Here is a 22874-nt window from a genome sequence, read left to right as displayed (position 1 = left end):
ACACGTGAAACAATTTTGATTATAACTCCTTACAAATTTTTCTTCAACACATTTTTCCAAACCAGCGCAAAAAAGACGCCGTTTCAATTGGCGTCTTTTTTTATTCAGAATCGGAGATCACACCGACAATCTTTTTTTCACTAATCGGACCAAAGTGCCGGCTATCGAAGCTGTATATGCGATTATCTCCAACAACAAAATATTGTCCTTTCGGCACTCTGCTTGTTCCTGTCACATCTTTCAAGGTAAAATCACCCGTTACATGGCTTCCGGCAGAAACAGATTTCAAATGCTTCAAAAATGGCTCAGCAACCTGCTTTCCGTCCACATACAGCTGATCATCTTTATATTTGATCGATTCACCGGGCAGGCCGATCACCCGCTTAATCAGCACTTTTTGATCAGGGCCTTTGAAAAGGACAATATCAAAGCGATGAATGGTTTTAAATCGATGCGAAAATTTATTAACCAACAATTCGTTCCCTTCATGAAAGGTCGGGTTCATACTGACGCCTTCCACCTTGTAATCAATAAAGACGGCATTTTTAACCTGTATGGCGAGAACGACGGACACTACACCGGCAAGAAACCAAAACCTTTTTTTCATGTTACTGTCTCCCTCCATCATTGCTCACGCTGACTGGCTCTCACATGCAAATACCGCTCCACCTTTTTGCCCACATACCATAAAACAGCGATCACCAATACAGCAATGATCGTTCGTATCGGCTGTGTGATGAGCGCGTGCAGATCATATCCGATAAAGCTGATCATAAAAATCATGACAAGCTTCCCCGAAGCTGCCGCCAAAATAAACGGCCGCGTTCCGATCCTCGACAAACCGGCAACAACATTCACCGCGGCTGACGGTGTAAACGGAAAACAAAGCAGAAGAAACATAGGGCCAAAGCCGTGTCTTTCCACCCATAACATCAGTTTTCTGACCGACGGGTGACTGCGGATAAATCCAAGCAATCTTCTCTGCCCGTATTGACGGACAATCAAAAAGACAAGTATAGATCCAGCAGTTGATCCCGCCCATGACAGGATGAATCCTTCCCACAGGCCAAACGAGTTCGTATTCGCCACCACAAACACGATCAGCGGCAAAAATGGGAGAAATGCTTCTACTAAAGGCAGCAGCACAGCAATGAGCGGACCTAAAGCCCTGTAGCTTTGGAATAATTCAGTTAAGTTTTCTTGTGTAAAATAGGATAAAAAATGATCCAACATTTATACTCCTTACCGGGTTTGTCTATCCTTATTCTACACATTATCAGCAAAAAACTAAAAAGTTTTGGCGATTTTTTCTGTATTGAAACATTTCACCAGCCAATATAGAATATACAGAACGAACGTTCCCGTAAGAAAGAAGGAGTCAGCATGCCGAATTTGCAGGAAGAAATATACGATTTAATTGAACGGGCTCTTTTTTTGCCCATGGCCATTACGATTTTAAATCGTGATCTCGCCGGAATTGAGCAAAGCACTTTAAAATTGAAGCATCCTTATAAACAGCTTATCAGCGAATCATTAAAAATAGCACAAAAGGATTTGATTGAGGTCAGAAAAGAGCTGAGGAAAAGAAAAATTGTGATCCACGAGGCGGAACGCGATGAGGCCTTTACGCTTTATGTATTTGTGATCGAAGGTTACGAAGAAAAGCACCGTTATTTTAATCCGCGAATCCGTGAACAGGTTAGCGAATTATTAACGTTTTATCTATTTGCCCCGGACAGGCCATAAGTCTTTTGAATCATTTTGCGGCTTTCCGAAACTGCCCGCTCCCTCTTCGGGCAATTCCAATAATAAATTTCAGACAATTCACACTATACAAACAAAATGAATTTATTTATAATTCGAACCACAGCCTTTCACCCCAAAAAATGACATGTGCCGCCATATTTCCCGACATCATTTTCAGTACGCTCCGGCTTGCACACCCCACCTTAAAATAAAAGGAGGATTCTATGAAACTGATTCACGTTCTCGCCGCTTTGCCCTTTATTGGTATCTTACTCGGCATCCCTTTCGCAAATAAAATGACTCCCTATGTGTTGGGCATGCCGTTTATTCTTGCCTATATCGTGATGTGGGCTCTTTTGACCTCTGCGTTGACGGCGATTGTATATGTCCTCGACAACGAAAATAAAAAGGAGGAAGCAGAATGAACGCAGCTCTCATCATCATTTTCGGCGTCCTGCTCTTGAGCATTTTTCTCGGTATACGCGCCCAAAAAGGAAAAGACATGAACCTTGAGCAGTGGACGGTTGGAGGCCGCGGCTTCGGAACCTTGTTCGTCTTCTTATTGATGGCAGGCGAAATTTATACCACATTTACGTTTCTCGGCGGAAGCGGCTGGGCCTATGGAAAAGGCGGACCGGCCTTTTACATCATTGCCTACGGCTGCCTGGCCTACATCCTTTCTTATTGGCTCCTGCCGGCTGTTTGGAAGTACGCGAAACAGCATAAGCTGATGTCGCAGTCTGATTTTTTCACCCAAAAATATAACAGTCCGCTGCTTGGCGTGCTCGTTTCACTGGTGGGCATCGCCGCGCTCATTCCGTATCTTGTGCTGCAGCTGAAAGGCCTCGGGCTGATTGTATCGGAAACATCGTACGGCAAAATCTCCCCCGCCGCCGCCATCTGGATCGGCGCCATTTCCATCACGGTTTACGTTATGGTTTCCGGCATTCACGGATCTGCCTGGATATCGGTTGTGAAAGACATTATGATTTTGGTCGTTGTTCTGTTTTTAGGTGTGTATTTGCCCATTCATTACTACGGCGGATTTCAAGACATGTTTCAGCAGATTGAAACGGCAAAGCCGGGCTTTCTTACGCTTCCTGAAACGGGGCAAAGTACGGCGTGGTTCAGTTCAACCGTGCTCTTAACAGCCCTCGGGTTTTATATGTGGCCTCATACATTTTCCGCTTCGTATTCAGCCGAAAACCCAAGAGTCTTTCGCAAAAACGCCATCATCATGCCTCTATACCAGCTGGTCCTGCTCTTCGTCCTGTTCGTCGGCTTTGCCGCTATCCTCCAAGTGCCTGGTTTGAAAGGTACGGACGGTGATTTATCGCTTTTGAGACTGTCTCTGCAAACCTTTGACCCATGGTTTGTCGGGATCATCGGCGCTGCCGGACTGCTGACGGCGCTTGTGCCGGGGTCTATGATCTTAATGTCAGCTTCCACCCTGTTTGCAAAAAATGTGTACAAAGTGTTCGCACCCCGCACGACAGAACAGCACGTATCGACACTTGCTAAATATGCAGTGCCGGTGATCGCGCTGATTTCGGTTTATTTTACGTTCAAAGGCGGTAATACCATCGTTACACTGCTATTAATGGGCTACAGCCTCGTCACACAATTATTCCCAGCCCTGCTGTTCAGCTTGTTCAAGCATAATATAGTAACGAAGCAGGGAGCCTTCGCCGGCATCGTTACAGGTGTCGGAGCGGTGTCTTATATTACATTGACGGAAACGACGATCAGCACTTTATTTCCGGCGCTGCCGCAAGCCGCAAAAGACGTAAATGTCGGCATCGTCGCCCTGCTTTTGAACATCACAGTCATGGCAGCAGTAAGCTTTGTGACAAGAAAAGCGAAAAGCGCTGCGGCCGATCAAGCGGCGTAAATAATAAAAAAGCAATCTGCACATCAGATTGCTTCAGATTGTAGACAAAGTCCTAAAACGTTTTCGTTTTAGGACTTTGTCATCTTTTCAGCGTGATTGAAAACCCTTGAAGTCTAGGAAAGACGAGCATTGGAGCGGAGCGAATGTTATAATTCGTGAGCACCAACGCGCAGGACTGACAACGAATGCGAGGGTTTGTCAACACGCTGAAGCAATCTGCACATCAGATTGCTTTTCCTTGTTTAGCGTTCGCAGGCGATATAATCTTTATCGCGGTCTTTCTTTTTATTGGCATCATAAAGCGCCTTAGAGACGTAAGGCTTGTACTTCGTTTTTCCGCCTTTATTTTTCACCTTCGATGTGCGGGCCACCCCGCCTTTGTATACTTTGTTTAACTCCTTGCAGTTCTTATAGACTTTCACCTTTGTTTTGGCTTCCGCCACATGGCCGGCTCCGTATGAAAAACCGAAAACGAGACCGAGTGATAACAAAACCGCCGCCGCTTTTTTCATGACGATTTACTCCTCCTCATACCCAATATTTAGTTGTTTTATAGCTGGATTTCATCTTAATTCATACAGTCAAATTTGACAAGATAAATATGGAAAAAGAGTTGCGTTTTTCTTGTCTTTCAGCATTCAAACTGTCAAAACATGTTTTCCTGAAAATACTCAGGGGTACACATACGAATGTACACCAAACAGAAAAGGAGCGTTGATGATGTCTGATTCAAATCTTAGCAATCCTTTAACAGCATTTTTTCATGATGAATTTCCCGAACAATATCAACAACCGCCCGGCCTGCAGCAGAACATGAAGCCAGTGCCGGATTGCGGAGAAAAAAGCTACAAAGGATCGGGTAAACTAACCGGCCGAAAAGCGCTTGTCACCGGCGGCGATTCCGGTATCGGCCGAGCGGCAGCGATTGCTTACGCCCGGGAAGGCGCCGATGTGGCCATTAACTACCTGCCTGCGGAACAGCCTGATGCTGAAGAAGTGAAAGAACTGATAGAAGCAGAAGGGCGAAAAGCAGCACTGATCCCCGGAGACTTGAGTGACGAATCCTTCTGCCAGGATTTCGTCAAACAGGCGCATCAGGAACTTGGCGGTCTGGATGTGTTGGCGCTGGTCGCCGGCAAACAGCAAGCGGTCGAAAACATCGAAGATCTGCCCACTGAACAAATCTATAAAACATTTGAAGTGAACGTCTTTTCCCTTTATTGGGTTGTAAAAGCGGCGCTTCCGTATTTGCCTGAGGGCGCATCAATTATTACCACCACCTCAGTTGAAGGCTACAATCCAAGCCCGATGCTGTTAGATTACGCAGCAACGAAAAACGCCATTATCGGCTTTACCGTCGGATTGGGAAAACAGCTGGCTTCGAAAGGAATAAGAGTGAATTCAGTAGCGCCCGGGCCAATTTGGACACCGCTGCAAATTTCCGGCGGACAGCCGACGGAAAACATCCCTAAATTCGGCCAAGGCACGCCGCCGTCACCTTTAAACCGTGCGGGCCAGCCAGTGGAATTGGCAGATGTTTATGTATTTTTAGCTTCAGAGAATTCAAGCTATGTGACATCCCAGGTATATGGCATCACCGGAGGAATTCCGACTGCCTAAGCAGGAGAAGGAGCTGTCCTGTTTGGTCAGCTCCTTTCTATTTTCTAATACCGCTCCCCAAGCTCACGCAAAATAAAATCATAAATCATCTTCGTCCGCTCTTCCTTCGGATACAGCATAAATTCCTGCCGTTTTGGCACGCGGTGTTCGATTCTGTCCTGGAATTTGGTTCTGAGCCACGCTGTCCGGTAAACCTGGTTTTCGAACGAATTGCAGGAGATCGGCAGCTCCATTGTTTTGCCGTTCGAAAATGTCACTTCCGTATCGTCGAATGCAGTCGGTTTGAATTCTTTTACGTACACATGGGAAATCCAGCCGCATTGGGGTCTTGTCGAAGAAAGTGTAGGGAATAAAAAGATTTGGTTCGAAGGGTCCACCATGATCGGCGGTTTGTGTGAAATTTTTGTCACTTCATAAGTTCCCGCTTTTCTTCCCGCATAGCTTGATCCGAAAAAACGGCAGCTTCTGTCGACGATTTGCAGCGGCTTCATGCTGACATAAAATACGCAGTCTTTTTCAATAATTTTGGAACAGATTTTGCCGTCAATTTCTTCTGGCAGCACGGCAATTGTTGCGCCGTTTACTTCATACGATTCTAAAGGTGCGTCAGTTTTCTGACTCATATTATAGCCTCCATCCTTTTTCTGCAAAATTTATACTAATAATCTATCATCTGTTTTTATAAAACGACAGGTTTTTTTAACAAATAAGCTAAAATCATCTTTTAATGATATTTTCTGGTACTAAATTACTAGTAATAACCCGATTTTACATTCATATGATCTACCGGTTTACGGCATTTTGCAGGATATGTCGATAGATTGCCAAGTATTAGTTGTCTAAAAATTATAAAAATTGATTGATTTTTTCGACCGTTATCCATATACTATAAAAAAGGCATTGGGGGGATTCTTTATGAAAGAGAAAAAATCGTACACTGAGCTCATGAAGTCCCGCAACACGCAAAAAACAAAAGAATTTGATGTCACAATGACGGATGTCTACATTCAAATGGTGCTCGATGAATCCTTGTATAAGCGTCGGCTTGCCATGCTGACGGACCAAATCAATAAAGCCTTGGACAAAAAAGATAAAGATGCGTTTCTTACGCTCTCTAAAGAATATGCAGCGCTCAAGCAGAGCGAATAAGCCAATCCTTAAGGATTGGCTTTTTATTACCCATTCACAATTGTTCCGCCATTGACGTGAATCGTCTGTCCTGTGACATAGGTGGAATCGTCGCTGGCAAGGTATAGATAGCTTGGCGCCACTTCCACCGGCTGTCCCGGGCGTTCCATCGGCACATCTGAACCAAACACTTCCACATCCTTTGCGGAAAAACTGGCCGGGATAAGCGGTGTCCAAATAGGACCCGGCGCTACTGCATTGACCCGTATGCCCTGCTGAACAAGCGACTGTGAAAGTGACCTTGTAAACGTAACGATCGCTCCTTTTGTCGCTGAATAATCGATCAGCGTTTTATTCCCTTTGTAGGCGGTAATTGAGGCTGTATTAATGATGGAGCTCCCCTTTTTTAAATGAGGCAGCACCGCCTTTGTTAAGTAAAACATGGAGAAAATGTTTGTTTGAAAGGTTCTGACCAGCTGGTGGCTTGTGATTTTTTCAATGCCGGGCTGGACATGCTGCTCAGCTGCATTGTTGACCAATATATCAATGGACGAAAACGATTGGCTTGTCTGCATAACCACATCATTGCAAAACGCTTCATCCCCGACATCTCCAGCAATCAGCAGGCATTTTACCCCTTCCTTTTCTACATACTGCTTTGTCTCCTCGGCGTCCTGATGCTCATTCAAATACACAATGACCACATTAGCCCCTTCTTTTGCGAATAACACCGATACAGCGCGTCCGATTCCGCTGTCTCCTCCGGTAATAATAGCGGTTTTGCCCTCTAATTTTTTCGCTTTCTTCGGCTTATCAAAAACCGGACGCGGGTCCATGAGATATTCTAAGCCCGGTTGATGGTTCTGGTGCTGAGGCGGCAATGTTTTCTTTTTTTGATTCGCCAATGAAATCACTCCTTTTCAACCCTATTATGTTATGAACAATGCCTGCTCCCTATGTATGAAAAGATAGAAAATGGAAAAATTAAGAATAAATCTGATTGGAGGTATAATGGCTTGGCTAATCAATACTTTGCAAAGGAAGCACCTGAAACATACTGGAAAACATCAACTGACCTGCCTTCTTTTCCGGCGCTTCAAGAGGATACTGAGTGTGATGTCACCATAATCGGCGGCGGGATTACGGGAATCACAACGGCATATGAACTCACGAAGAGAGGCTTCCGTGTCGTTTTGATTGAAGCAAATCAGGTGCTCAATGGCACCACTGCCCATACAACTGCTAAAATTACCGCCCAGCATGACATGATTTACGATGAATTTATCCGCAATTTCGGATTGAACCACGCAAGGCTTTATTATGAAGCCAATCAAAACGCAATAGATTACATAAAAGGAATTGTGGATGAACATCAAATTGATTGCGAATGGAGCGAACAAGACGCATATCTTTACACAGCAAACGAAGACGCTGTACAAAAAATCCGCACTGAGCACGAGGCATACACAAAGCTTGGCATTGAAAGAGACCTTATCAAGGAGCTTTCGATTCCCTTAGGTTCTAAGCTGGCGCTTGTCATGAAAAATCAAGCCCAATTTCATCCGCTTCAATACTTAAAAGCGCTTTTGGAGCAGATTGTTCAAAAAGGCGGACGGATTTATGAAGAGACCGTTGCGCTTGATGTCAAAAAAGGCGAAAGGCCTGAAGTGGTAACAAAAAGCCGGCACGCCATTAAGAGCCGCTTTATCATATGCTGTTCCCACTTCCCTTTTTATGACGGAGGCGGATTATATTCTGCGAGAATGTACGCTGACAGATCCTATGTCCTCGCCATCAAGCCAAAGATCGACTATCCCGAGGGCATGTATTTGAGTATCGATCAGCCGTCAGTGGCCCTCCGCTATACAAACGTAAACGGAGAAAAACTGATTCTCTTTAGCGGAGAAAGCCATAAAACCGGCCAAGGAAAAGACATGTCGACACATTACGAAACACTGAGACAAATGGCAGAAAGCACGATCGGCATCAAAAGCATCCCATATTATTGGTCCACACAGGACCTCGTGACAATTGACAAAATTCCCTTCATCGGACCGATGTCGGAACAGGAGGACAATATTCTTGTAGCGACCGGATTCAAAAAATGGGGCATGACGTCATCAGCTTTCACGGCCACTCTATTGTCAGACCTTGTGGAGAAAAAAGCCAATCCATACGAAAGCATATTCACGCCGTCCCGTTTCCATCTGAACCCCGGACTGCAGAAAGTGATTTCTTACAATGCCGATGTCGCCAAGCATTTCATTAAAGGAAAGCTTGAAAAGCCTGACGTCCAATTTGAAGAGATCGCGCCGGGTGAAGGAAAAGCCGTCACCATCAACGGCAGACGTGCGGGGGCATTCAGAGATGAAAAAGGCTGCCTTCATCTCGTCGATACGACGTGCACCCATTTAGGCTGCGAGGTCGACTGGAACGACGGCGAGCATACATGGGATTGTCCGTGCCACGGATCCCGCTTTAAGCCAACCGGCGAAATTGTTGAAGGTCCTGCCATCAAGCCATTAAAACAAATTGACCTTGATTAAACCGTTCATTTTAGTGAACGGTTTTTATAAATATTTTTCATCTGTATCTTCATTCACGTTCCCCTTGACCGATAAAAAAGAAAAAGGCTTAAAAAGCCAAAAGGTAAACATTATATTTTTCCCAAGGGGGATCACAGTATTGTTATTTAAAAAAGATAGAAAACAAGAAACCGCCTATTTTTCTGATTCAAACGGACAGCAAAAAAACCGCATTCAGCTCACAAACAAACATGCGGATGTTAAAAAACAGCTCAAAATGGTCAGATTAGGAGATGCCGAGCTTTCCGCTTTAGAGCAGCTTCAGCCATTAATACAAGAAAACATCATATTCATCGTCGATGCGTTTTATAAAAACCTTGACCACGAAAGCTCTTTAATGGACATCATCAATGACCACAGCTCAGTTGACCGCTTAAAACAAACGCTAAAACGGCATATTCAGGAAATGTTTGCAGGCGTTATCGATGATGAATTTATCGAAAAGCGAAACCGAATCGCCTCCATTCATTTAAGAATCGGCCTTCAGCCAAAATGGTATATGGGCGCCTTTCAAGAATTACTTTTGTCAATGATTAACATTTACGAAGCGTCTATTACAGACCATAAGGAACTGTTGAAAGCGATTAAAGCGACAACTAAAATCTTGAACTTGGAACAGCAACTTGTCCTTGATGCGTTTCAAAGCGAGTACAATCAAACCCGTGATGAACAAGAGGAAAAGAAAAACCTTCTTCACCAGAAAATTCAAGAAACCTCTGGGTCGATTGCAAATCTATTTTCAGAAACGAGCAGATCTGTTCAAGAGCTTGTGGACAAATCTGAAGGCATTTCTGAAGCATCCAAAGCCGGCACAGTGACATCCGGCACCGTTGAAGAAAAGTCGATCGGCGGGAAAAAAGAGCTTGAAATCCAGCAAAAACAAATGAACAAAATCGACACAAGCCTTGTCCAAATCGAAAAAGAAATGGTCAAGCTGGATGAGATCGCCCAGCAGATTGAAAAAATCTTCGGCATCGTCACTGGCATTGCTGAACAAACAAACCTCCTCTCGCTCAATGCTTCTATTGAATCTGCCCGCGCCGGTGAACACGGTAAAGGCTTCGCGGTAGTGGCTAATGAAGTGCGGAAGCTTTCTGAGGACACGAAAAAAACGGTCTCTACCGTGTCTGAGCTTGTGAACAATACGAATACACAAATCGAAATCGTCTCAAAGCATATCAAAGACGTGAATGGGCTAGTCAGCGATAGTAAAGAAAAAATGACGCAAATTAACCGCCTATTCGATGAAATCGTCCACAGCATGAAAGTCAGCAAAGAGCAATCAGGCAAAATTGACGTCGATTTGCAAGCCTTTCTCGGAGGGCTTCAGGAAGTCAGCCGCGCCGTTTCTCACGTGGCCGCATCTGTTGATTCGCTTGTTATCCTGACAGAAGAATAAACATCAAAAACCGGTCTGCCAAGCAGCCGGTTTTTTCACGTTTATTATGTTAACTAAAATTAAAATTAAGTTGACATAATAATTTTCTACATTTATTGTATAACCATATTTTATTACTGTTTGGAGGATTTCACATGCTGAGATTAATAGACATGATGCATATTGCCATTTTTACCGCACTGATGGCAGTGCTTGGCTTTATGCCTCCTCTCTTCTTATCTTTTACACCCGTTCCGATTACATTACAAACGCTTGGTGTCATGCTTGCAGGCAGCATCCTCAAGCCTAAGTCTGCTTTCTTAAGCCAGCTTGTCTTTTTGCTGCTCGTTGCCTTCGGAGCGCCGCTTTTGCCCGGCGGACGAGGCGGGTTTGGCGTTTTTTTCGGGCCGAGCGCGGGCTTTTTGATCGCTTATCCCTTCGCTTCGTGGCTGATCAGTTTAGCCGTTTCCAGACTGCGAAAAGTGACTGTATTGCGTCTCTTTTTCACACATATTGTATTCGGCATCATCTTTATTTATCTGCTCGGTATACCAGTACAAGCTTTTATCATGCATATCGATTTGTCACAGGCCGCCTTCATGAGCCTTGCATATGTGCCTGGTGATTTGATAAAAGCAGCTGTATCTGCGTTTCTGGCGATAAAAATCACCCAAGCCTTGTCTCTTTCTGATACGATGTTTACGAAAGGAGGCTGATTCCATGACAATTACTCATACCTATTCATCTATTGCCGAAAGATCGCCCGGCCGTGTGGCGATCCATACTGAATCGGAGCAAATCACATACCGAGACTGGGCTCGGCTAGTCTCTCAAACCGCAAATTGGCTGCGGTCGCAGCCGAACATGCCAAACCGTGTGGCGATCCTGCTCCCGAACAGCCTGGCGTTTTTACAGCTGTTTGCCGGAGCTGCAGTGGCGGGGTGTACGGCAGTTCCCATCGACACACGCTGGAGCGCGGCTGAATGCAAGGAGCGGCTGTCCATAAGTGATGCGGATCTTGTGGTTACTTCAGCCTTTTTCAAAAACAAACTGATAGATAACAAGATACCTGTTGTTTTGCTGGATAACTGTATGGCAGATATTTCGGAGGCATCCGCTGATCCCGTGCCTATCATTGATCCAGAGCACCCTTTTTATATGGGATTTACGTCTGGCTCGACAGGAAAACCGAAGGCCTTCACACGATCTCACCGCTCATGGATGGAGAGCTTTACGTGTACGGAAACTGATTTTTCGATTTCATCAGATGACACAGTATTGATTCCCGGAACGTTAATGTCCTCTCACTTCCTATATGGGGCTGTCAGCACCTTGTTTCTCGGGGGAACCGTTTGCTTGCTGAAAAAATTCTCCCCTACTCAAGCGAAGAAATGGCTGAACGGTAAATCTGTCAGCGTTCTCTATGCCGTACCGACGATGACAGACGCCCTTTCCCGAATTGAGGCGTTTCCCAACAGTCCTGTCAAAATCATTTCATCAGGTGCAGACTGGCCGGCAGAATCTAAGAAAAAGCTGGCCGCAAAATGGCCTCATCTCAAGCTATACGATTTTTACGGCACATCAGAGCTTAGCTTTGTGACATATTCCTCACCGGAAGACAGCAAACGGAAGCCGCATTCAGCTGGCCGCCCTTTTCACAACGTCCAGATTGAAATCCGCAGCGCTGCGGGAGAACGCTGTCAGCCCCAAGAAATCGGAAAAATATTTGTCAAAAGCCCGATGCGGTTTTCCGGCTATGTCAACGGCAGCGCACTAGATGAATCCGGCTGGATGACAGTGGATGATATGGGCTGTGTCGATGAGGATGGCTTTCTATACATATCAGGAAGAGAAAACGGGATGATTGTGTACGGAGGGTTAAATATTTTCCCAGAAGAAGTTGAACGTGTGCTTCTCTCCTGTCCAGAGGTTGAAAACGCGGCTGTCGTTGGAATCACGGACGAGTATTGGGGAGAAATCGCTGTAGCTGTCATTCACGGAAACACTGATGCCAGAAAGCTGAAAGCCTTGTGCAAACAGAAACTGGCATCCTACAAAATCCCGAAAAAATGGGTGTTTACAAACTGCTTGCCGGAAACGAGCAGCGGAAAAATTGCCCGTTCCAGCGTGAGGAAATGGCTAGAAGAGGGTGCAGTGTAACTTGAATGCGGTTATTGTTGATGCAAAACGAACGATCTTTGGAAAACAAAACGGGCTGCTGAATCACTTTCTCCCGGAGGATTTGGCGGCTCCTATCATCAGCTGTCTCAGCCGAAAGCTAGAGGATCAAATCAACGAGGTGATTCTCGGAAACGCGACCGGAAGAGGCGGCAATCTCGCCAGGCTGTCAGCTCTGCAAGCCGGACTGCCTTTATCGGTTCCCGGGATGACGATTGACAGACAGTGCGGCTCCGGCCTTGAAGCTGTGCGCTATGCCTGCAGTCTCATTCAAGCGGGAGCCGGCACGATGTATATCGCGGGCGGCTCAGAAAGCAGCAGCCAATCGCCCTTTTCAGAACGGGCCCGGTTTTCTCCAGATGCAATCGGTGATCCCGACATGGGTATCGCAGCGGAATATACGGCAGCACGCTATTCCATCAGCAGAAAAAAGCAGGATGAATATGCGCTTCTCAGCCATCAACGCAGCAGAAACGCACATGATGGAGGATTTTACCGTCAAGAAATTGTTCCTTTCGGAGAATTAGAGATGGACGAAGCATTTCTGAAAAAGCGGCCGATAGAAGCGATTATTTCCCGTGCAAAACCGGTTTTCGACACCAGTTCCGGAACGGTTACAGCAGCCAACAGCAGCGGCATATCAGACGGAGCGGCTGCTCTCCTTGTAATGGAAGAAGAAAAAGCGGCAGCCCTAGGGCTTAAGCCAGTGCTCCGGTTTATCGGCAGCGCCGTCAGCGGGATTCACCCAAACTATCCGCCCGCTGCACCGGTTGATGCGATCCGTAATCTCTTAATCACACACAATTTAACACCTGATGATATCGATTTATATGAAATCAATGAAGCCTTTGCCGTCAAAATTTGTGTCTGCTCTCAAGAACTCGGCATCCCCTTTTCAAAAATCAATGTGCGCGGCGGCGCGTTAGCTCTCGGCCATCCGTACGGCGCATCAGGAGCAGCTCTGGTAACCAGATTGTTTTATGAAGCGCAAAGACGGACAGACTGTCAATATGCCGTTGCGGCCATCGGAATCGGCGGCGGAATCGGTCTTGCTTTATTATTTGAAATTATGGCATAGGCTTTTTCATAGGATGCGTGCTTTTGATTTAGTATAATAGCGTTATGACCAAAGTCAGGAAGGGGATTTTATGACAGCCGTTTGCTTAGTAAGACATGGAGAAACCGATTGGAACCTGCAGCAAAAATGCCAAGGCAAAACCGATATTCCGCTGAACGCGACAGGTGAACGCCAAGCAAGAGAAACCGGAGAATATGTAAAGGATTTTTCTTGGGATGTCATTGTGACGAGCCCGCTGAAAAGAGCGAAAAGAACCGCGGAAATCATTAATGAATACCTGCATCTTCCGATTGTCGAAATGGATGACTTTAAAGAACGCGATTACGGCGATGCGGAGGGCATGCTGCTGGAAGAACGGACAAAGCGCTATCCGGATAAAATCTATCCGAATATGGAAACGTTAGAAGTACTCACTGACAGGCTGATGGGCGGTTTGGTCAAAGTAAATCACGCGTATCCAAACCAGAAGGTGTTGATCGTCGCTCACGGTGCAGCGATTCACGCACTGCTGACGGAAATTTCCGGCCGGGACCCAGAGCTTCAAAGCACGCGCCTCGTCAACGCCTGCCTCAGCAACATTGAATTTGCAGAAGAGAAATGGCGGATTAAAGACTATAACATCAACAGCCACTTATCCGGCTTTATCAAATAAGAAAAGACAGGCGTTTGCCTGTCTTTTCCTTTTATTTCTTCACAGTCGGCATCTCTCGCTGAAGCTCATCCAAAATGGCATCCGCTCCGTCCACACTGCGGCGCAGAGACCATACCGCACGGTCCACGTGGTACACATGGCCGTTTTTCACTGCCTTCAGCTTCTTCCAAAGCACATTTTTTTCGATCGGGCGTTTGCCGTCCGCGTCAATGTCATCTGTTTTTCCTGTCATCAGGATGATGACATCCGGATCTGTTTTCAGCAGCTGCTCAAGTGTCATTTTCATGTTCACTGAGTCGCCGCCATTGCTTGATTCGCTGTTATCTGACGTGCTGATCGCATATTGATAGCCGACCTGTGTTAAAAGTCTGGATGTAAAGAAATTTTCATCTCTGGCCATAATTGTATCATTTGTATTTCCAATTAACAGCACGGATTCGCTGTTAGCACTGATTTTTCGTTTTGTCTCATTGAGCTTTTCCTCATGCGCCGTCAGCTTTTTCTCCATTTCCTTCTCCTTGCCGACCGCTTTTGCAATCGTAAGTGAAGCGTCAATTGTATCCTGATAATCCGCATTTAAATTATCAAGCGCAATCGTCGGTGCGATGTTTTTGAGCTGATCGTATACCTTTTTATGCCGGGTCGTATCGGCAATAATTAAATCCGGTTTTAATGAAGCGATTTTTTCCACGCTTGGCTGTGAGCGGGTGCCGACAGATGTGTAGCCGTCAATTTTCTTCAAGACATCCTTGTTAATCAGCTGCTTCGCTTTATTGTCATCGGCCACCCCTACAGGTGTAATGCCGAGATCAAGCAGCGTGTCGATAAAACCAAGTTCAAGCACAACAACCCGCTTCGGATGCTCAGGCACATTTGTCTTCCCTAAATCGTGTGTTACCGCTACTTTATTTTCTTTGCTGTTTTGATTGCTGCTTGAAGACGAGCAGGCCGCTGTTAAAACAGAAAGAAGCAAAACTGTAAGAACCATCAGTGCTTTTTTCATATGTCCATGTCTCTCCTGTATGTAGTTTCTAAGGGTAAGATATCCAAGAGATAGTATAACACGGAATGAGAATCATTATCACTAACTTTTTTGAAATGAGAAGAGAAAGTTTAGCTTACAGGAAAAACTTGTTTTTCACTGTAATGAAGCAGGACGATAATGGCAAATGAAAGATTGTTTTCAGGGCGCAGCAGTACAAACCCATGTACATAAAAAAGCTTGCAGAAAAACATAGCTTTCTCTGCAAGCTGATCCTGTTAAAGCTTCACAATGACTCTTCCTTGAATGCGATTTTGCAAAATATCTTTTAGCGCAGCCGGCGCTTCCGCCAACGATACTTCCCTATCCACGATAGCCAGCAGCTGATCAGGTTTAAGATCAGAAGACATACGCTCCCACACAGCGGTTCTGACATCCATCGGACAGTACACTGAATCGATTCCGAGCAGGCTGACCCCGCGAAGAATGAACGGATACACCGTTGCAGGCACTTCCCCCCCGCCGGTTAAACCGCTTACCGCGACAGATCCGCCATATTGGATTTTGCTTAGAAGCGAGGCAAGCGGTTTTCCGCCGACAGGATCAACCGCTCCCTGCCATTGCTGCTTGGACAGCGCCTTAAGCGTTCCGTCATAGACATCTTCCCTGCTGATCACTTCGCTTGCACCAAGCTGCTTCAAATAATCAGCCGCCTTCGGGTTTCCGGTGCTTGCCGCCACATCATAGCCCCGCTTGTTCAGCATCGATACTGCAATTCCGCCGACACCGCCGGTTGCTCCAGTGACAAGCACGCTCCCTTTTTCCGGAGACAGGCCGTTCAGTTCAAGCCGATGCACCGATAACGCCGCGGTAAATCCCGCCGTTCCGTACACCATCGCTTCTTTTAACGAAAGATTCTGCGGCAAAGGCACCAGCCAGTCACCAGGCACTGAAGCATATTCACTTAATCCGCCATCGCGGGAGACACCGAGCTCATAGCTTGTCGCAATGACCTCATCCCCCTCGGCAAAACGCGGGTCATTGGAAGAGACGACCGTACCCGCGGCGTCAATGCCCAAAATAAGCGGATACTCTCTGACGATATTGCCGCCGGTTTTTCCAGCCAGACCATCCTTATAATTGATGCCGGAATAAGCCATTTTAATCAGGACACCGTCTTTCGGCAAATCCTCTGTTGACATGGTTTTCACATGGACTGAAACATCATCGGCATTTTTCTCTGCCAGCAATGCTTGAAATAACGTTGACATTCGGTACACTCCTTTTCGTTTCTATTGTAACCGAAGAACGTTAAAAACCAAATCATCAAGCTTCAATTTTACTTCGCCGGCACATTGAGACGATAATGGACAAATGCAGTATCCTCTTCATAGCCGTTTTGCTCATATAAGCTTCTTGCCGTCAGGTTGTGGTGTTCAGTCTGAAGCGATAAACGACTTGCCCCGTTTTCCGCAGCATAATCCTTTGCGGCAGACAGCAGCTGCCCGCCAGCTCCCTTTGTTCGCGCATGAGGAGCGACGAATAAGTCATTTAATATGTAGATTCTTTTCATTGACACAGAAGAAAACGTTGGATAGAGCTGGGTAAAACCTATGAATTCTCCATTTTCTTCAGCTATCAAAATAATAGACTCGTGATTTTCCAGACGCGCTTTCAAAAAAGCCTCTGCCCCTTTCAGATCGGACGCCTGCTTGTAAAATTCCCGATACTGGTTAAATAACGGCGAGATAGCTGCTGCATCTGATGTCTTTGCTTGGCGAATGTTCATCTCATTTCTTCCTCTCTATCTATAATCGTTTCATTTTAACTTTAATAGAATTTTCTGTAAAGTTTATTTTTCAGAATACTTTTATCAGCATACATAGAAAAAATATCACGATAATATCCATTGATCTCAAGGAAACACATGCAGGTCATTTGAAGGATTTTTTTCGACAGGAATTTGCTAGGACTCAGGAGCATTTAACCTGAAAAAGCTTGGCATTTCAACATAATGAACATTTACTCATGTCTATTTTCATTCTTTTCTGTATGAAATTAGTTGTTTCGAGACTCTACAGAAATAGCGAGAGATGATATACCTAAATAGAGATAAAATCATCGCAAAAAAATAGGTCTACTAAAATATTATTCCATCTATTACAATAAATTCACAGAATAGTCTTTTAAGTAAGTCTAGTCTGAATTTTTGAAAAAGGGAGAGTGTAAAGAGTGAGAAACAAAAAATTGTGGATCAGCTTGTTGTTTGCGTTAACGTTAATCTTTACGATGGCGTTCAGCAACATGTCTGCGCAGGCCGCCGGAAAAAGCAGTACAGAAAAGAAGTACATTGTCGGATTTAAACAGACAATGAGTGCCATGAGCTCCGCCAAGAAAAAGGATGTTATTTCTGAGAAAGGCGGAAAAGTCCAAAAGCAGTTTAAGTATGTTAACGCAGCCGCAGCAACATTGGATGCAAAAACAGTAAAAGAATTGAAACAAGATCCGAGCGTTGCATATGTGGAAGAAGATCATATTGCACATGAATATGCGCAATCTGTTCCTTACGGCATTTCTCAAATTAAAGCGCCGGCTCTTCACTCTCAAGGCTACACAGGGTCTAACGTAAAAGTAGCTGTTATCGACAGCGGAATTGACTCTTCTCATCCTGACTTAAACGTCAGAGGTGGAGCAAGCTTCGTACCTTCTGAAACAAACCCATACCATGACGGCAGTTCACACGGCACGCATGTAGCCGGTACGGTTGCCGCACTTAATAACTCAATCGGTGTTCTGGGCGTAGCGCCAAACGCATCGTTATATGCAGTAAAAGTTCTTGATTCAACAGGAAACGGCCAATACAGCTGGATTATTAACGGCATTGAGTGGGCCATTTCCAACAAAATGGACGTGATTAACATGAGCCTTGGCGGACCTTCTGGTTCTACAGCGCTGAAAACAGTCGTTGATAAAGCCGTTTCCAGCGGTATCGTCGTTGCTGCTGCAGCCGGAAATGAAGGCACTTACGGCAGCTCAAGCACAATCGGCTATCCTGCAAAATATCCTTCTACTATCGCGGTAGGTGCGGTAAACAGCAGCAACCAAAGAGGTTCATTCTCAAGCGTAGGTCCTGAGCTTGATGTGATGGCTCCTGGCGTGTCCATCCAAAGCACACTTCCTGGAGGCACTTACGGTGCTTACAACGGAACGTCAATGGCGACTCCTCACGTTGCCGGAGCAGCCGCGTTAATTCTTTCTAAACACCCTAATTGGACAAACACGCAAGTCCGTAACCGTTTAGAGAGCACTACAACATACCTTGGAAACTCTTTCTATTATGGAAAAGGGTTAATCAATGTACAAGCAGCTGCACAATAATATCAAAAAGAAGCAGGTCCTCCATACCTGCTTCTTTTTATTTGTCATGATTCTATTCTGGTTCATTCTCTTCTTTTTCCGCGTGTTGAATCCGTTCCATGATCGAAGGGTGGCTGCCTCTGAAAATTTTTACAAGCACCGGAGGATCAACCTGGCTCAGTCCCGTCACGGCTAAATCCTGAAACGTTTTAACAGCTGCTTCTCTGTTCTCGGTCAGCTCGATCCCATACTGGTCAGCCTGATTCTCCTGATAACGCGAGACAGCATGAGAAAAAGGCGTGACCGCAAAGCTCAAAACAGACACCAAAAGCAACAACAGCGGCAAGGCTGCAAGGTCATGCCGTCCCTCCAAATGAAACATACTGCGGGTAAAGCGGACCGTCCGCTTATAAAGCTTATCAATGACATAAAATCCAGCGAGCGACACGAGCAAATAGCCAGCCAATCCGATATAGACGTGCTTCATGACATAATGGCCCATTTCGTGGCCCATAATAAACAGAATTTCCGAATCGTCAAGTTTGTTCAGCGTCGTATCCCACAATACAATCCGTTTGTTGGCTCCGATGCCTGTGACATAGGCATTAAGCGCATTTGTTTTTTCAGACATATTCACTTCATATACATGATCAGCCGGAATCTCGGCTTCTTCTGCCAGCTCTAAAATCTTGCTTTCAAGCTCTTTGTTTTTCAGCGGATAAAAATCATTGTATAAAGGATCGATAATGACAGGCTGAATAAAAAACAGAAACAGCGAAAACGGTACTGTTAACAGCCAAGCGTATAACCACCATTTTTTTTCATACCGTTTGATCAGCCAATAAAACACAACAACGCAAAGCGTAAAGATCGGAAAGCTGATCCAAAAGTCTATAACCTGATCCTTAGCCCAGCTGGCCGCTGTCTGTGTGGAAATGTTGTAATCAAGCGATACTTGATAGCCTATCCAATCTAAAGGCAGCGTCACCAACGTTGTGATTAGCGTAAGCACAAACACAAAACCAATGATCTGCAAAAATCGAAAAGGCACGGCCGCTTCCATCCATTTCTTTATTTTCTTTGAAACGCCGCTGACCAGCAATACAAAGAACAGAAACCAATCAAGAGGAATCCCGATAAAAAATAAAAAATTCTTTACATTTGAATACTGCTCCGCCACTGCCAATTCAGACGGCTTCATGAAAGAAGCCGGGTCAGCCTGCGTCCCTTTCACAGCCTCCGGTACTGCGGAATCACCGGACAGAAAAAAATACCAATAAAAAAACAGCCCGTACAGCACGTAAGCAAGCCCTGCCGCCGCAATCCACTTGCGCATAACGCCTCACTCCTCACATCAACCCGTTACTTCTATTGTAATCATAAATTCAAATTCTTAGAACCAAGCTATGCGCCGTACTTTTCCGCCCTTTTAAGCATGGAAAGCCCGATCACTGGGAAAACTAACAATGTTTGGAGTGATGCAAATGAAAAAATTAGTGGCAGCCATCGTGGTTATCGGTCTTGTGTTTCTTGCATTTTTCTATCTTTACAGCCGGTCAGGCGATGTGTATCAATCGGTAGATGCGGATTTGATCACGCTGTCTTCAAGCGGCGGGGAAGATATCGAGATCGAAAGAAGGCAGAACGTCAAAGATATGCTGGACATTATGAATCAGGGAAAACAGCTGAAGACAGACAAAACATCAACCCCTGATTACGAAGGGACAATCAAGTTTCATAAAGACCGGTACGACTCATTCAGACTATGGATTGACGGCAGCCAGCAAGCCGTTTATTTGAAGGACGGCACGTACTACAAATTAAATAAAAGCGACACAAAGGCGCTGCTGAACATTGTGAAAAAAGAAGCAAAGGATTGAAAATGAAAAAGCGAAGCATCGCCGCTTCGCTTTTTCATATTATTGAGGCAAAATATCTCTCAGCGCCCGTCTGAGCATTTTCCCCGTCGCGTTTTTCGGAATGTCGTCAAGAAACGTTATGGCGGCAGGCCGTTTGTATTTTGCCAGATGTTTTTCACAGTGCTGCATGATGTCTGCTTCTGTTACGCCAGAGTGTTTCGGTACAACATACCCTTTTACCGCTTCCCCGCTTTGGGCGTCCGGCACGCCGATGATAACCGCCTCCTTGACATCCGGGTGGCGGTACAGCACTTCCTCCACCTCACGAGGATACACGTTGTATCCTCCTACAATGATCATGTCTTTTTTCCGGTCAACAATGTAAAAATAGCCGTCCTCATCCCGTCTCGCCAAGTCCCCCGTATAAAGCCACCCGTCTTTTAACGCATGCTTTGTTTCCATCGGCATTTTATAATAGCCCTTCATCACATTGGGGCCTTTTACGATCAATTCGCCGACCTGATGATCGGGCTGCTCGCGTCCGAGGGGATCTACGACCTTGTTTTCGACATGTAAAATACTTGTCCCGATGGAGCCCGGTTTTCTGCCTCTGTCAAACGGGTTAAAGCATGTAACAGGTGAGGCTTCCGAGAGCCCGTAGCCTTCCAAAATGGTAACGCCGAATTTTTCTTCAAACGCCGTCAGCAGCGCGACTGGCATGGCCGCGCCTCCCGAAATGCACAGCCGGACGGAAGAAAAATCATCTTTCTTGCTGTTCTCATGCTGAAACAAATAGTTATACATCGTAGGAACACCTGCAAAAATGGTCGCCTGCTGCTGCTTAACGAGCTTAAAAACAGATGCCGGACTGAATTGAGGTTCAATTAAGACAGTTGCGCCGCTCATCAGCGGAGCATTCATGCAGACCGTTAAACAAAACACGTGAAACATAGGAAGAGCGCAGACGACATTGTCCTTCTCATCCATTCCCAAATAGCCGGCGACATCGTTGGCATTGCTGTACAGATTCTGATGGGTCAGCATCGCGCCTTTCGGTTTTCCGGTCGTTCCTGACGTATATAAAATAACCGCGTTATCATCAGGGACAAGCTTTGGGCTTTGTTTAGCGGCAGATGTCGGGCGCGCTATTTTTGCAAACGTTGTCATTTTCATTCTGACCTCTGGGTCTGAAGCTTCGGGCTCGGCATCTCCCGTCTTACATAAAATGACGAGCTCAACCTTCGGCAGTGATTCATGCATGCTTTCATAAAGCGGCAAAAGCTGATCAACACCCACGATCGCTTTTACATCGCCATTTGTCAGCATATAACCGATTTCTGTCGGTGTATACATCGGATTGATAGGCACGGCCACGACCCCAGCCTTTAACGCACCAAAAAATGCGATGATAAAATCCGGCGAATTGCCAAGCAGCAAAGCAAGATGGTCCCCTTTCTCCATACCGGCTTCCTGAAGGCCGTCCGCAAATCGCTGAATTCTTTCATTCAGCTCCTGATACGTCATCATGTGATCCTTAAACCTGCATGCGATGCTGTCGGGCTTCTCAGATGCTGTCTCTTCCAATTTCGAAACGAGATTCATTCTCCCACCCCTTATAGTGAATGAACAGTCATTCATTATTGAAGATAAGCTTTCTTCTTCATTATAGAGAAACACAAAAAAACACTCAAGAGCAAAAAGCCCCGAGTGTCAGTTCTGTTATAGTTTCTTTAATGCTTCGGCAATCAGTGTATCTCCTTCTGTCAGATCAAAAGCCCGATTTTCCGTATTGGTTTCATCTAAAGAAGCAATGACCGTTTTCGCCACGTCATCACGGGAAATGAATCCCCGTTCCAGATCAGCGGCTGCTGAAACAGTTCCCGTTCCAGGCTCATTGCGAAGGCCTGCCGGACGGATAATTGTATAAGTTAAACCGCTGGATTCTAGAATTTTATCAGCGTAATGCTTGGCCACATAATAAGGTTTAAGTGATTCATTCCAGTTTTCACGGTTGTGGGCTTGCAGGGTACTGACCATAATAAACCGTTTGATGCCCGCGATATCCGCAGCTTCAATGGCTTTTGCCGCTCCGTCCAGATCAACCAGCAGCGTTTTATCATAGCCAGTGCTGCCGCCGGAACCCGCTGTGAAAATGATCGCGTCGCAGCCTTTTGCCGCGGCGGCGATTTCATCCGGGCTGCCTTCCAGATTCGCAAGCACAGCTTCTGCACCGGCAGCTTCGAGAGACGCTTTCTGTTCTTCTTTTCTGACCATCGCTCTGACGGAATGGCTAGGGTTATCTTGGAATAGGGAAACGAGTCTTTGTCCGATTTGTCCGTTCGCTCCGATTAACAACACTTTCATGTGAATCCCTCCTGCCTCCATTATTTCAAAAACACAATCGCTCTTTCAAACAATGT

The 22874-nt window shown here is 45.6% G+C and carries 23 protein-coding genes and 2 pseudogenes; 14 read left to right on the top strand and 11 right to left on the bottom strand.

The features are described from left to right. Nucleotides 1–100 precede the first annotated feature (100 nt). Both lepB and ACY3LV_RS15425 read right to left on the bottom strand, forming a co-directional pair. The gene (gene lepB, locus ACY3LV_RS15430; protein ID WP_333518271.1) at nucleotides 101–607 is read right to left on the bottom strand and encodes a signal peptidase I; all 507 of its coding nucleotides are present in this window, start codon (nucleotides 605–607) and stop codon (nucleotides 101–103) included. Between the two features lies 1 nt (nucleotide 608). Further along, nucleotides 609–1233, bottom strand: a pseudogene (locus tag ACY3LV_RS15425) (TVP38/TMEM64 family protein). Nucleotides 1234–1383: 150 nt separating this feature from the next. Here ACY3LV_RS15425 and ACY3LV_RS15420 point away from each other — a divergent pair. The 3 genes from ACY3LV_RS15420 (at nucleotide 1384) to ACY3LV_RS15410 (ending at nucleotide 3637) form a co-directional block, all read left to right on the top strand. Beyond that, complete coding sequence (locus tag ACY3LV_RS15420) at nucleotides 1384–1746, top strand: YhjD family protein (RefSeq protein WP_148964212.1); 363 nt, start codon at nucleotides 1384–1386, stop codon at nucleotides 1744–1746. Between the two features lie 224 nt (nucleotides 1747–1970). Then, nucleotides 1971–2171: a DUF3311 domain-containing protein gene (locus ACY3LV_RS15415; RefSeq protein WP_464864110.1), complete on the top strand. Its 201-nt coding sequence runs from the start codon at nucleotides 1971–1973 to the stop codon at nucleotides 2169–2171. Then, nucleotides 2168–3637 carry a sodium:solute symporter gene (locus ACY3LV_RS15410; RefSeq protein WP_333561962.1) on the top strand — a complete coding sequence of 490 codons (1470 nt, stop codon included), beginning with the start codon at nucleotides 2168–2170 and terminating at the stop codon, nucleotides 3635–3637. Before ACY3LV_RS15415 ends, ACY3LV_RS15410 begins: the two co-directional genes overlap by 4 nt. A 242-nt stretch (nucleotides 3638–3879) precedes the next feature. On the opposite strand, the gene ACY3LV_RS15405 is transcribed toward ACY3LV_RS15410, so the two are convergent. After that, nucleotides 3880–4149, bottom strand: coding sequence for an excalibur calcium-binding domain-containing protein (locus tag ACY3LV_RS15405; protein WP_087991283.1), 270 nt, complete (start codon nucleotides 4147–4149; stop codon nucleotides 3880–3882). 208 nt (nucleotides 4150–4357) lie between these two features. Between ACY3LV_RS15405 and ACY3LV_RS15400 the strand changes: the two genes are divergently transcribed. Continuing rightward, nucleotides 4358–5257 carry an SDR family oxidoreductase gene (locus ACY3LV_RS15400; protein ID WP_148964210.1) on the top strand — a complete coding sequence of 300 codons (900 nt, stop codon included), beginning with the start codon at nucleotides 4358–4360 and terminating at the stop codon, nucleotides 5255–5257. A gap of 44 nt (nucleotides 5258–5301) precedes the next feature. On the opposite strand, the gene comK is transcribed toward ACY3LV_RS15400, so the two are convergent. Beyond that, nucleotides 5302–5880 carry a competence transcription factor ComK gene (gene comK, locus ACY3LV_RS15395; RefSeq protein WP_087991281.1) on the bottom strand — a complete coding sequence of 193 codons (579 nt, stop codon included), beginning with the start codon at nucleotides 5878–5880 and terminating at the stop codon, nucleotides 5302–5304. Between the two features lie 292 nt (nucleotides 5881–6172). On the opposite strand from comK, the gene ACY3LV_RS15390 reads away from it, so the two are divergent. Then, nucleotides 6173–6406 carry an IDEAL domain-containing protein gene (locus tag ACY3LV_RS15390; RefSeq protein WP_148964201.1) on the top strand — a complete coding sequence of 78 codons (234 nt, stop codon included), beginning with the start codon at nucleotides 6173–6175 and terminating at the stop codon, nucleotides 6404–6406. 26 nt (nucleotides 6407–6432) lie between these two features. Here ACY3LV_RS15390 and ACY3LV_RS15385 read toward each other — a convergent pair whose 3' ends face one another. Further along, entirely contained in the window at nucleotides 6433–7290 is an 858-nt protein-coding gene (locus ACY3LV_RS15385) for an SDR family oxidoreductase (protein ID WP_464864109.1), read from the bottom strand. Nucleotides 7291–7401: 111 nt separating this feature from the next. Here ACY3LV_RS15385 and ACY3LV_RS15380 point away from each other — a divergent pair, with 111 nt between their 5' ends. From ACY3LV_RS15380 to phoE, 7 genes and pseudogenes are all read left to right on the top strand, one after another. Next, the gene (locus ACY3LV_RS15380; protein WP_464864108.1) at nucleotides 7402–8931 is read left to right on the top strand and encodes an FAD-dependent oxidoreductase; all 1530 of its coding nucleotides are present in this window, start codon (nucleotides 7402–7404) and stop codon (nucleotides 8929–8931) included. 13 nt (nucleotides 8932–8944) lie between these two features. Continuing rightward, nucleotides 8945–9613: pseudogene (locus ACY3LV_RS15375) on the top strand (protoglobin domain-containing protein); the annotation flags it as partial. A gap of 240 nt (nucleotides 9614–9853) precedes the next feature. Next, complete coding sequence (locus ACY3LV_RS15370; RefSeq protein WP_464864126.1) at nucleotides 9854–10369, top strand: methyl-accepting chemotaxis protein; 516 nt, start codon at nucleotides 9854–9856, stop codon at nucleotides 10367–10369. A gap of 134 nt (nucleotides 10370–10503) precedes the next feature. Then, complete coding sequence (locus ACY3LV_RS15365) at nucleotides 10504–11064, top strand: biotin transporter BioY (protein WP_087991277.1); 561 nt, start codon at nucleotides 10504–10506, stop codon at nucleotides 11062–11064. Nucleotides 11065–11068: 4 nt separating this feature from the next. Further along, nucleotides 11069–12508: an acyl-CoA synthetase gene (locus tag ACY3LV_RS15360; protein ID WP_464864107.1), complete on the top strand. Its 1440-nt coding sequence runs from the start codon at nucleotides 11069–11071 to the stop codon at nucleotides 12506–12508. Nucleotide 12509: 1 nt separating this feature from the next. Further along, nucleotides 12510–13604 (top strand): acetyl-CoA C-acyltransferase, encoded by a 1095-nt coding sequence (locus tag ACY3LV_RS15355; protein ID WP_464864106.1) that lies wholly within the window; start codon nucleotides 12510–12512, stop codon nucleotides 13602–13604. 70 nt (nucleotides 13605–13674) lie between these two features. Continuing rightward, complete coding sequence (phoE, locus tag ACY3LV_RS15350; protein ID WP_148964194.1) at nucleotides 13675–14256, top strand: phosphatase PhoE; 582 nt, start codon at nucleotides 13675–13677, stop codon at nucleotides 14254–14256. 31 nt (nucleotides 14257–14287) lie between these two features. Here the strand turns inward: phoE and ACY3LV_RS15345 are convergent, their stop codons facing one another. The 3 genes from ACY3LV_RS15345 to ACY3LV_RS15335 all read right to left on the bottom strand — a co-directional run bounded on the left by ACY3LV_RS15345 (nucleotide 14288) and on the right by ACY3LV_RS15335 (nucleotide 17027). Continuing rightward, entirely contained in the window at nucleotides 14288–15259 is a 972-nt protein-coding gene (locus ACY3LV_RS15345) for an ABC transporter substrate-binding protein (RefSeq protein WP_148964193.1), read from the bottom strand. A 257-nt stretch (nucleotides 15260–15516) separates the two neighbouring features. Further along, complete coding sequence (locus ACY3LV_RS15340; protein WP_464864104.1) at nucleotides 15517–16509, bottom strand: NADPH:quinone oxidoreductase family protein; 993 nt, start codon at nucleotides 16507–16509, stop codon at nucleotides 15517–15519. Between the two features lie 68 nt (nucleotides 16510–16577). After that, a complete protein-coding gene (locus ACY3LV_RS15335; protein WP_148964191.1) occupies nucleotides 16578–17027 on the bottom strand; it encodes a GNAT family N-acetyltransferase in 450 nt (149 codons plus the stop codon). Nucleotides 17028–17470: 443 nt separating this feature from the next. On the opposite strand from ACY3LV_RS15335, the gene aprE reads away from it, so the two are divergent. Continuing rightward, nucleotides 17471–18616, top strand: coding sequence for a subtilisin AprE (gene aprE / locus ACY3LV_RS15330; protein ID WP_464864103.1), 1146 nt, complete (start codon nucleotides 17471–17473; stop codon nucleotides 18614–18616). Between the two features lie 52 nt (nucleotides 18617–18668). Here aprE and ACY3LV_RS15325 read toward each other — a convergent pair whose 3' ends face one another. Then, nucleotides 18669–19931 (bottom strand): M48 family metallopeptidase, encoded by a 1263-nt coding sequence (locus ACY3LV_RS15325; RefSeq protein ID WP_464864101.1) that lies wholly within the window; start codon nucleotides 19929–19931, stop codon nucleotides 18669–18671. Between the two features lie 148 nt (nucleotides 19932–20079). Between ACY3LV_RS15325 and ACY3LV_RS15320 the strand changes: the two genes are divergently transcribed. Next, complete coding sequence (locus tag ACY3LV_RS15320; RefSeq protein WP_087991268.1) at nucleotides 20080–20475, top strand: YhfM domain-containing protein; 396 nt, start codon at nucleotides 20080–20082, stop codon at nucleotides 20473–20475. 39 nt (nucleotides 20476–20514) lie between these two features. Here ACY3LV_RS15320 and lcfB read toward each other — a convergent pair whose 3' ends face one another. Next, a complete protein-coding gene (lcfB, locus tag ACY3LV_RS15315) occupies nucleotides 20515–22056 on the bottom strand; it encodes a long-chain-fatty-acid--CoA ligase LcfB (protein WP_464864099.1) in 1542 nt (513 codons plus the stop codon). A 117-nt stretch (nucleotides 22057–22173) separates the two neighbouring features. Further along, a complete protein-coding gene (locus ACY3LV_RS15310; protein WP_333561971.1) occupies nucleotides 22174–22818 on the bottom strand; it encodes an SDR family oxidoreductase in 645 nt (214 codons plus the stop codon). Between the last annotated feature and the right edge of the window lie 56 nt (nucleotides 22819–22874).

It is taken from the genome of Bacillus sp. 11C, from assembly GCF_055486375.1.
The sequence above is the reverse complement of the archived record's forward strand: the minus strand, read 5'-3'. Positions and strand labels throughout refer to the sequence as shown.

What these genes read in the sequence shown, in the direction of transcription:
- ACY3LV_RS15320 (WP_087991268.1), top strand. Translation starts at nt 20,080, where the DNA reads ATGAAAAAATTAGTGGCAGCCATCGTGGTTATCGGTCTTGTGTTTCTT.
- comK (WP_087991281.1), bottom strand. Translation starts at nt 5,880, where the DNA reads ATGAGTCAGAAAACTGACGCACCTTTAGAATCGTATGAAGTAAACGGC.
- phoE (WP_148964194.1), top strand. Translation starts at nt 13,675, where the DNA reads ATGACAGCCGTTTGCTTAGTAAGACATGGAGAAACCGATTGGAACCTG.
- ACY3LV_RS15420 (WP_148964212.1), top strand. Translation starts at nt 1,384, where the DNA reads ATGCCGAATTTGCAGGAAGAAATATACGATTTAATTGAACGGGCTCTT.
- ACY3LV_RS15410 (WP_333561962.1), top strand. Translation starts at nt 2,168, where the DNA reads ATGAACGCAGCTCTCATCATCATTTTCGGCGTCCTGCTCTTGAGCATT.
- ACY3LV_RS15400 (WP_148964210.1), top strand. Translation starts at nt 4,358, where the DNA reads ATGTCTGATTCAAATCTTAGCAATCCTTTAACAGCATTTTTTCATGAT.
- ACY3LV_RS15345 (WP_148964193.1), bottom strand. Translation starts at nt 15,259, where the DNA reads ATGAAAAAAGCACTGATGGTTCTTACAGTTTTGCTTCTTTCTGTTTTA.
- ACY3LV_RS15310 (WP_333561971.1), bottom strand. Translation starts at nt 22,818, where the DNA reads ATGAAAGTGTTGTTAATCGGAGCGAACGGACAAATCGGACAAAGACTC.
- ACY3LV_RS15390 (WP_148964201.1), top strand. Translation starts at nt 6,173, where the DNA reads ATGAAAGAGAAAAAATCGTACACTGAGCTCATGAAGTCCCGCAACACG.
- ACY3LV_RS15340 (WP_464864104.1), bottom strand. Translation starts at nt 16,509, where the DNA reads ATGTCAACGTTATTTCAAGCATTGCTGGCAGAGAAAAATGCCGATGAT.
- lcfB (WP_464864099.1), bottom strand. Translation starts at nt 22,056, where the DNA reads ATGAATCTCGTTTCGAAATTGGAAGAGACAGCATCTGAGAAGCCCGAC.
- ACY3LV_RS15325 (WP_464864101.1), bottom strand. Translation starts at nt 19,931, where the DNA reads ATGCGCAAGTGGATTGCGGCGGCAGGGCTTGCTTACGTGCTGTACGGG.
- ACY3LV_RS15415 (WP_464864110.1), top strand. Translation starts at nt 1,971, where the DNA reads ATGAAACTGATTCACGTTCTCGCCGCTTTGCCCTTTATTGGTATCTTA.
- lepB (WP_333518271.1), bottom strand. Translation starts at nt 607, where the DNA reads ATGAAAAAAAGGTTTTGGTTTCTTGCCGGTGTAGTGTCCGTCGTTCTC.
- ACY3LV_RS15335 (WP_148964191.1), bottom strand. Translation starts at nt 17,027, where the DNA reads ATGAACATTCGCCAAGCAAAGACATCAGATGCAGCAGCTATCTCGCCG.
- ACY3LV_RS15405 (WP_087991283.1), bottom strand. Translation starts at nt 4,149, where the DNA reads ATGAAAAAAGCGGCGGCGGTTTTGTTATCACTCGGTCTCGTTTTCGGT.
- ACY3LV_RS15365 (WP_087991277.1), top strand. Translation starts at nt 10,504, where the DNA reads ATGCTGAGATTAATAGACATGATGCATATTGCCATTTTTACCGCACTG.
- ACY3LV_RS15370 (WP_464864126.1), top strand. Translation starts at nt 9,854, where the DNA reads ATGAACAAAATCGACACAAGCCTTGTCCAAATCGAAAAAGAAATGGTC.
- ACY3LV_RS15360 (WP_464864107.1), top strand. Translation starts at nt 11,069, where the DNA reads ATGACAATTACTCATACCTATTCATCTATTGCCGAAAGATCGCCCGGC.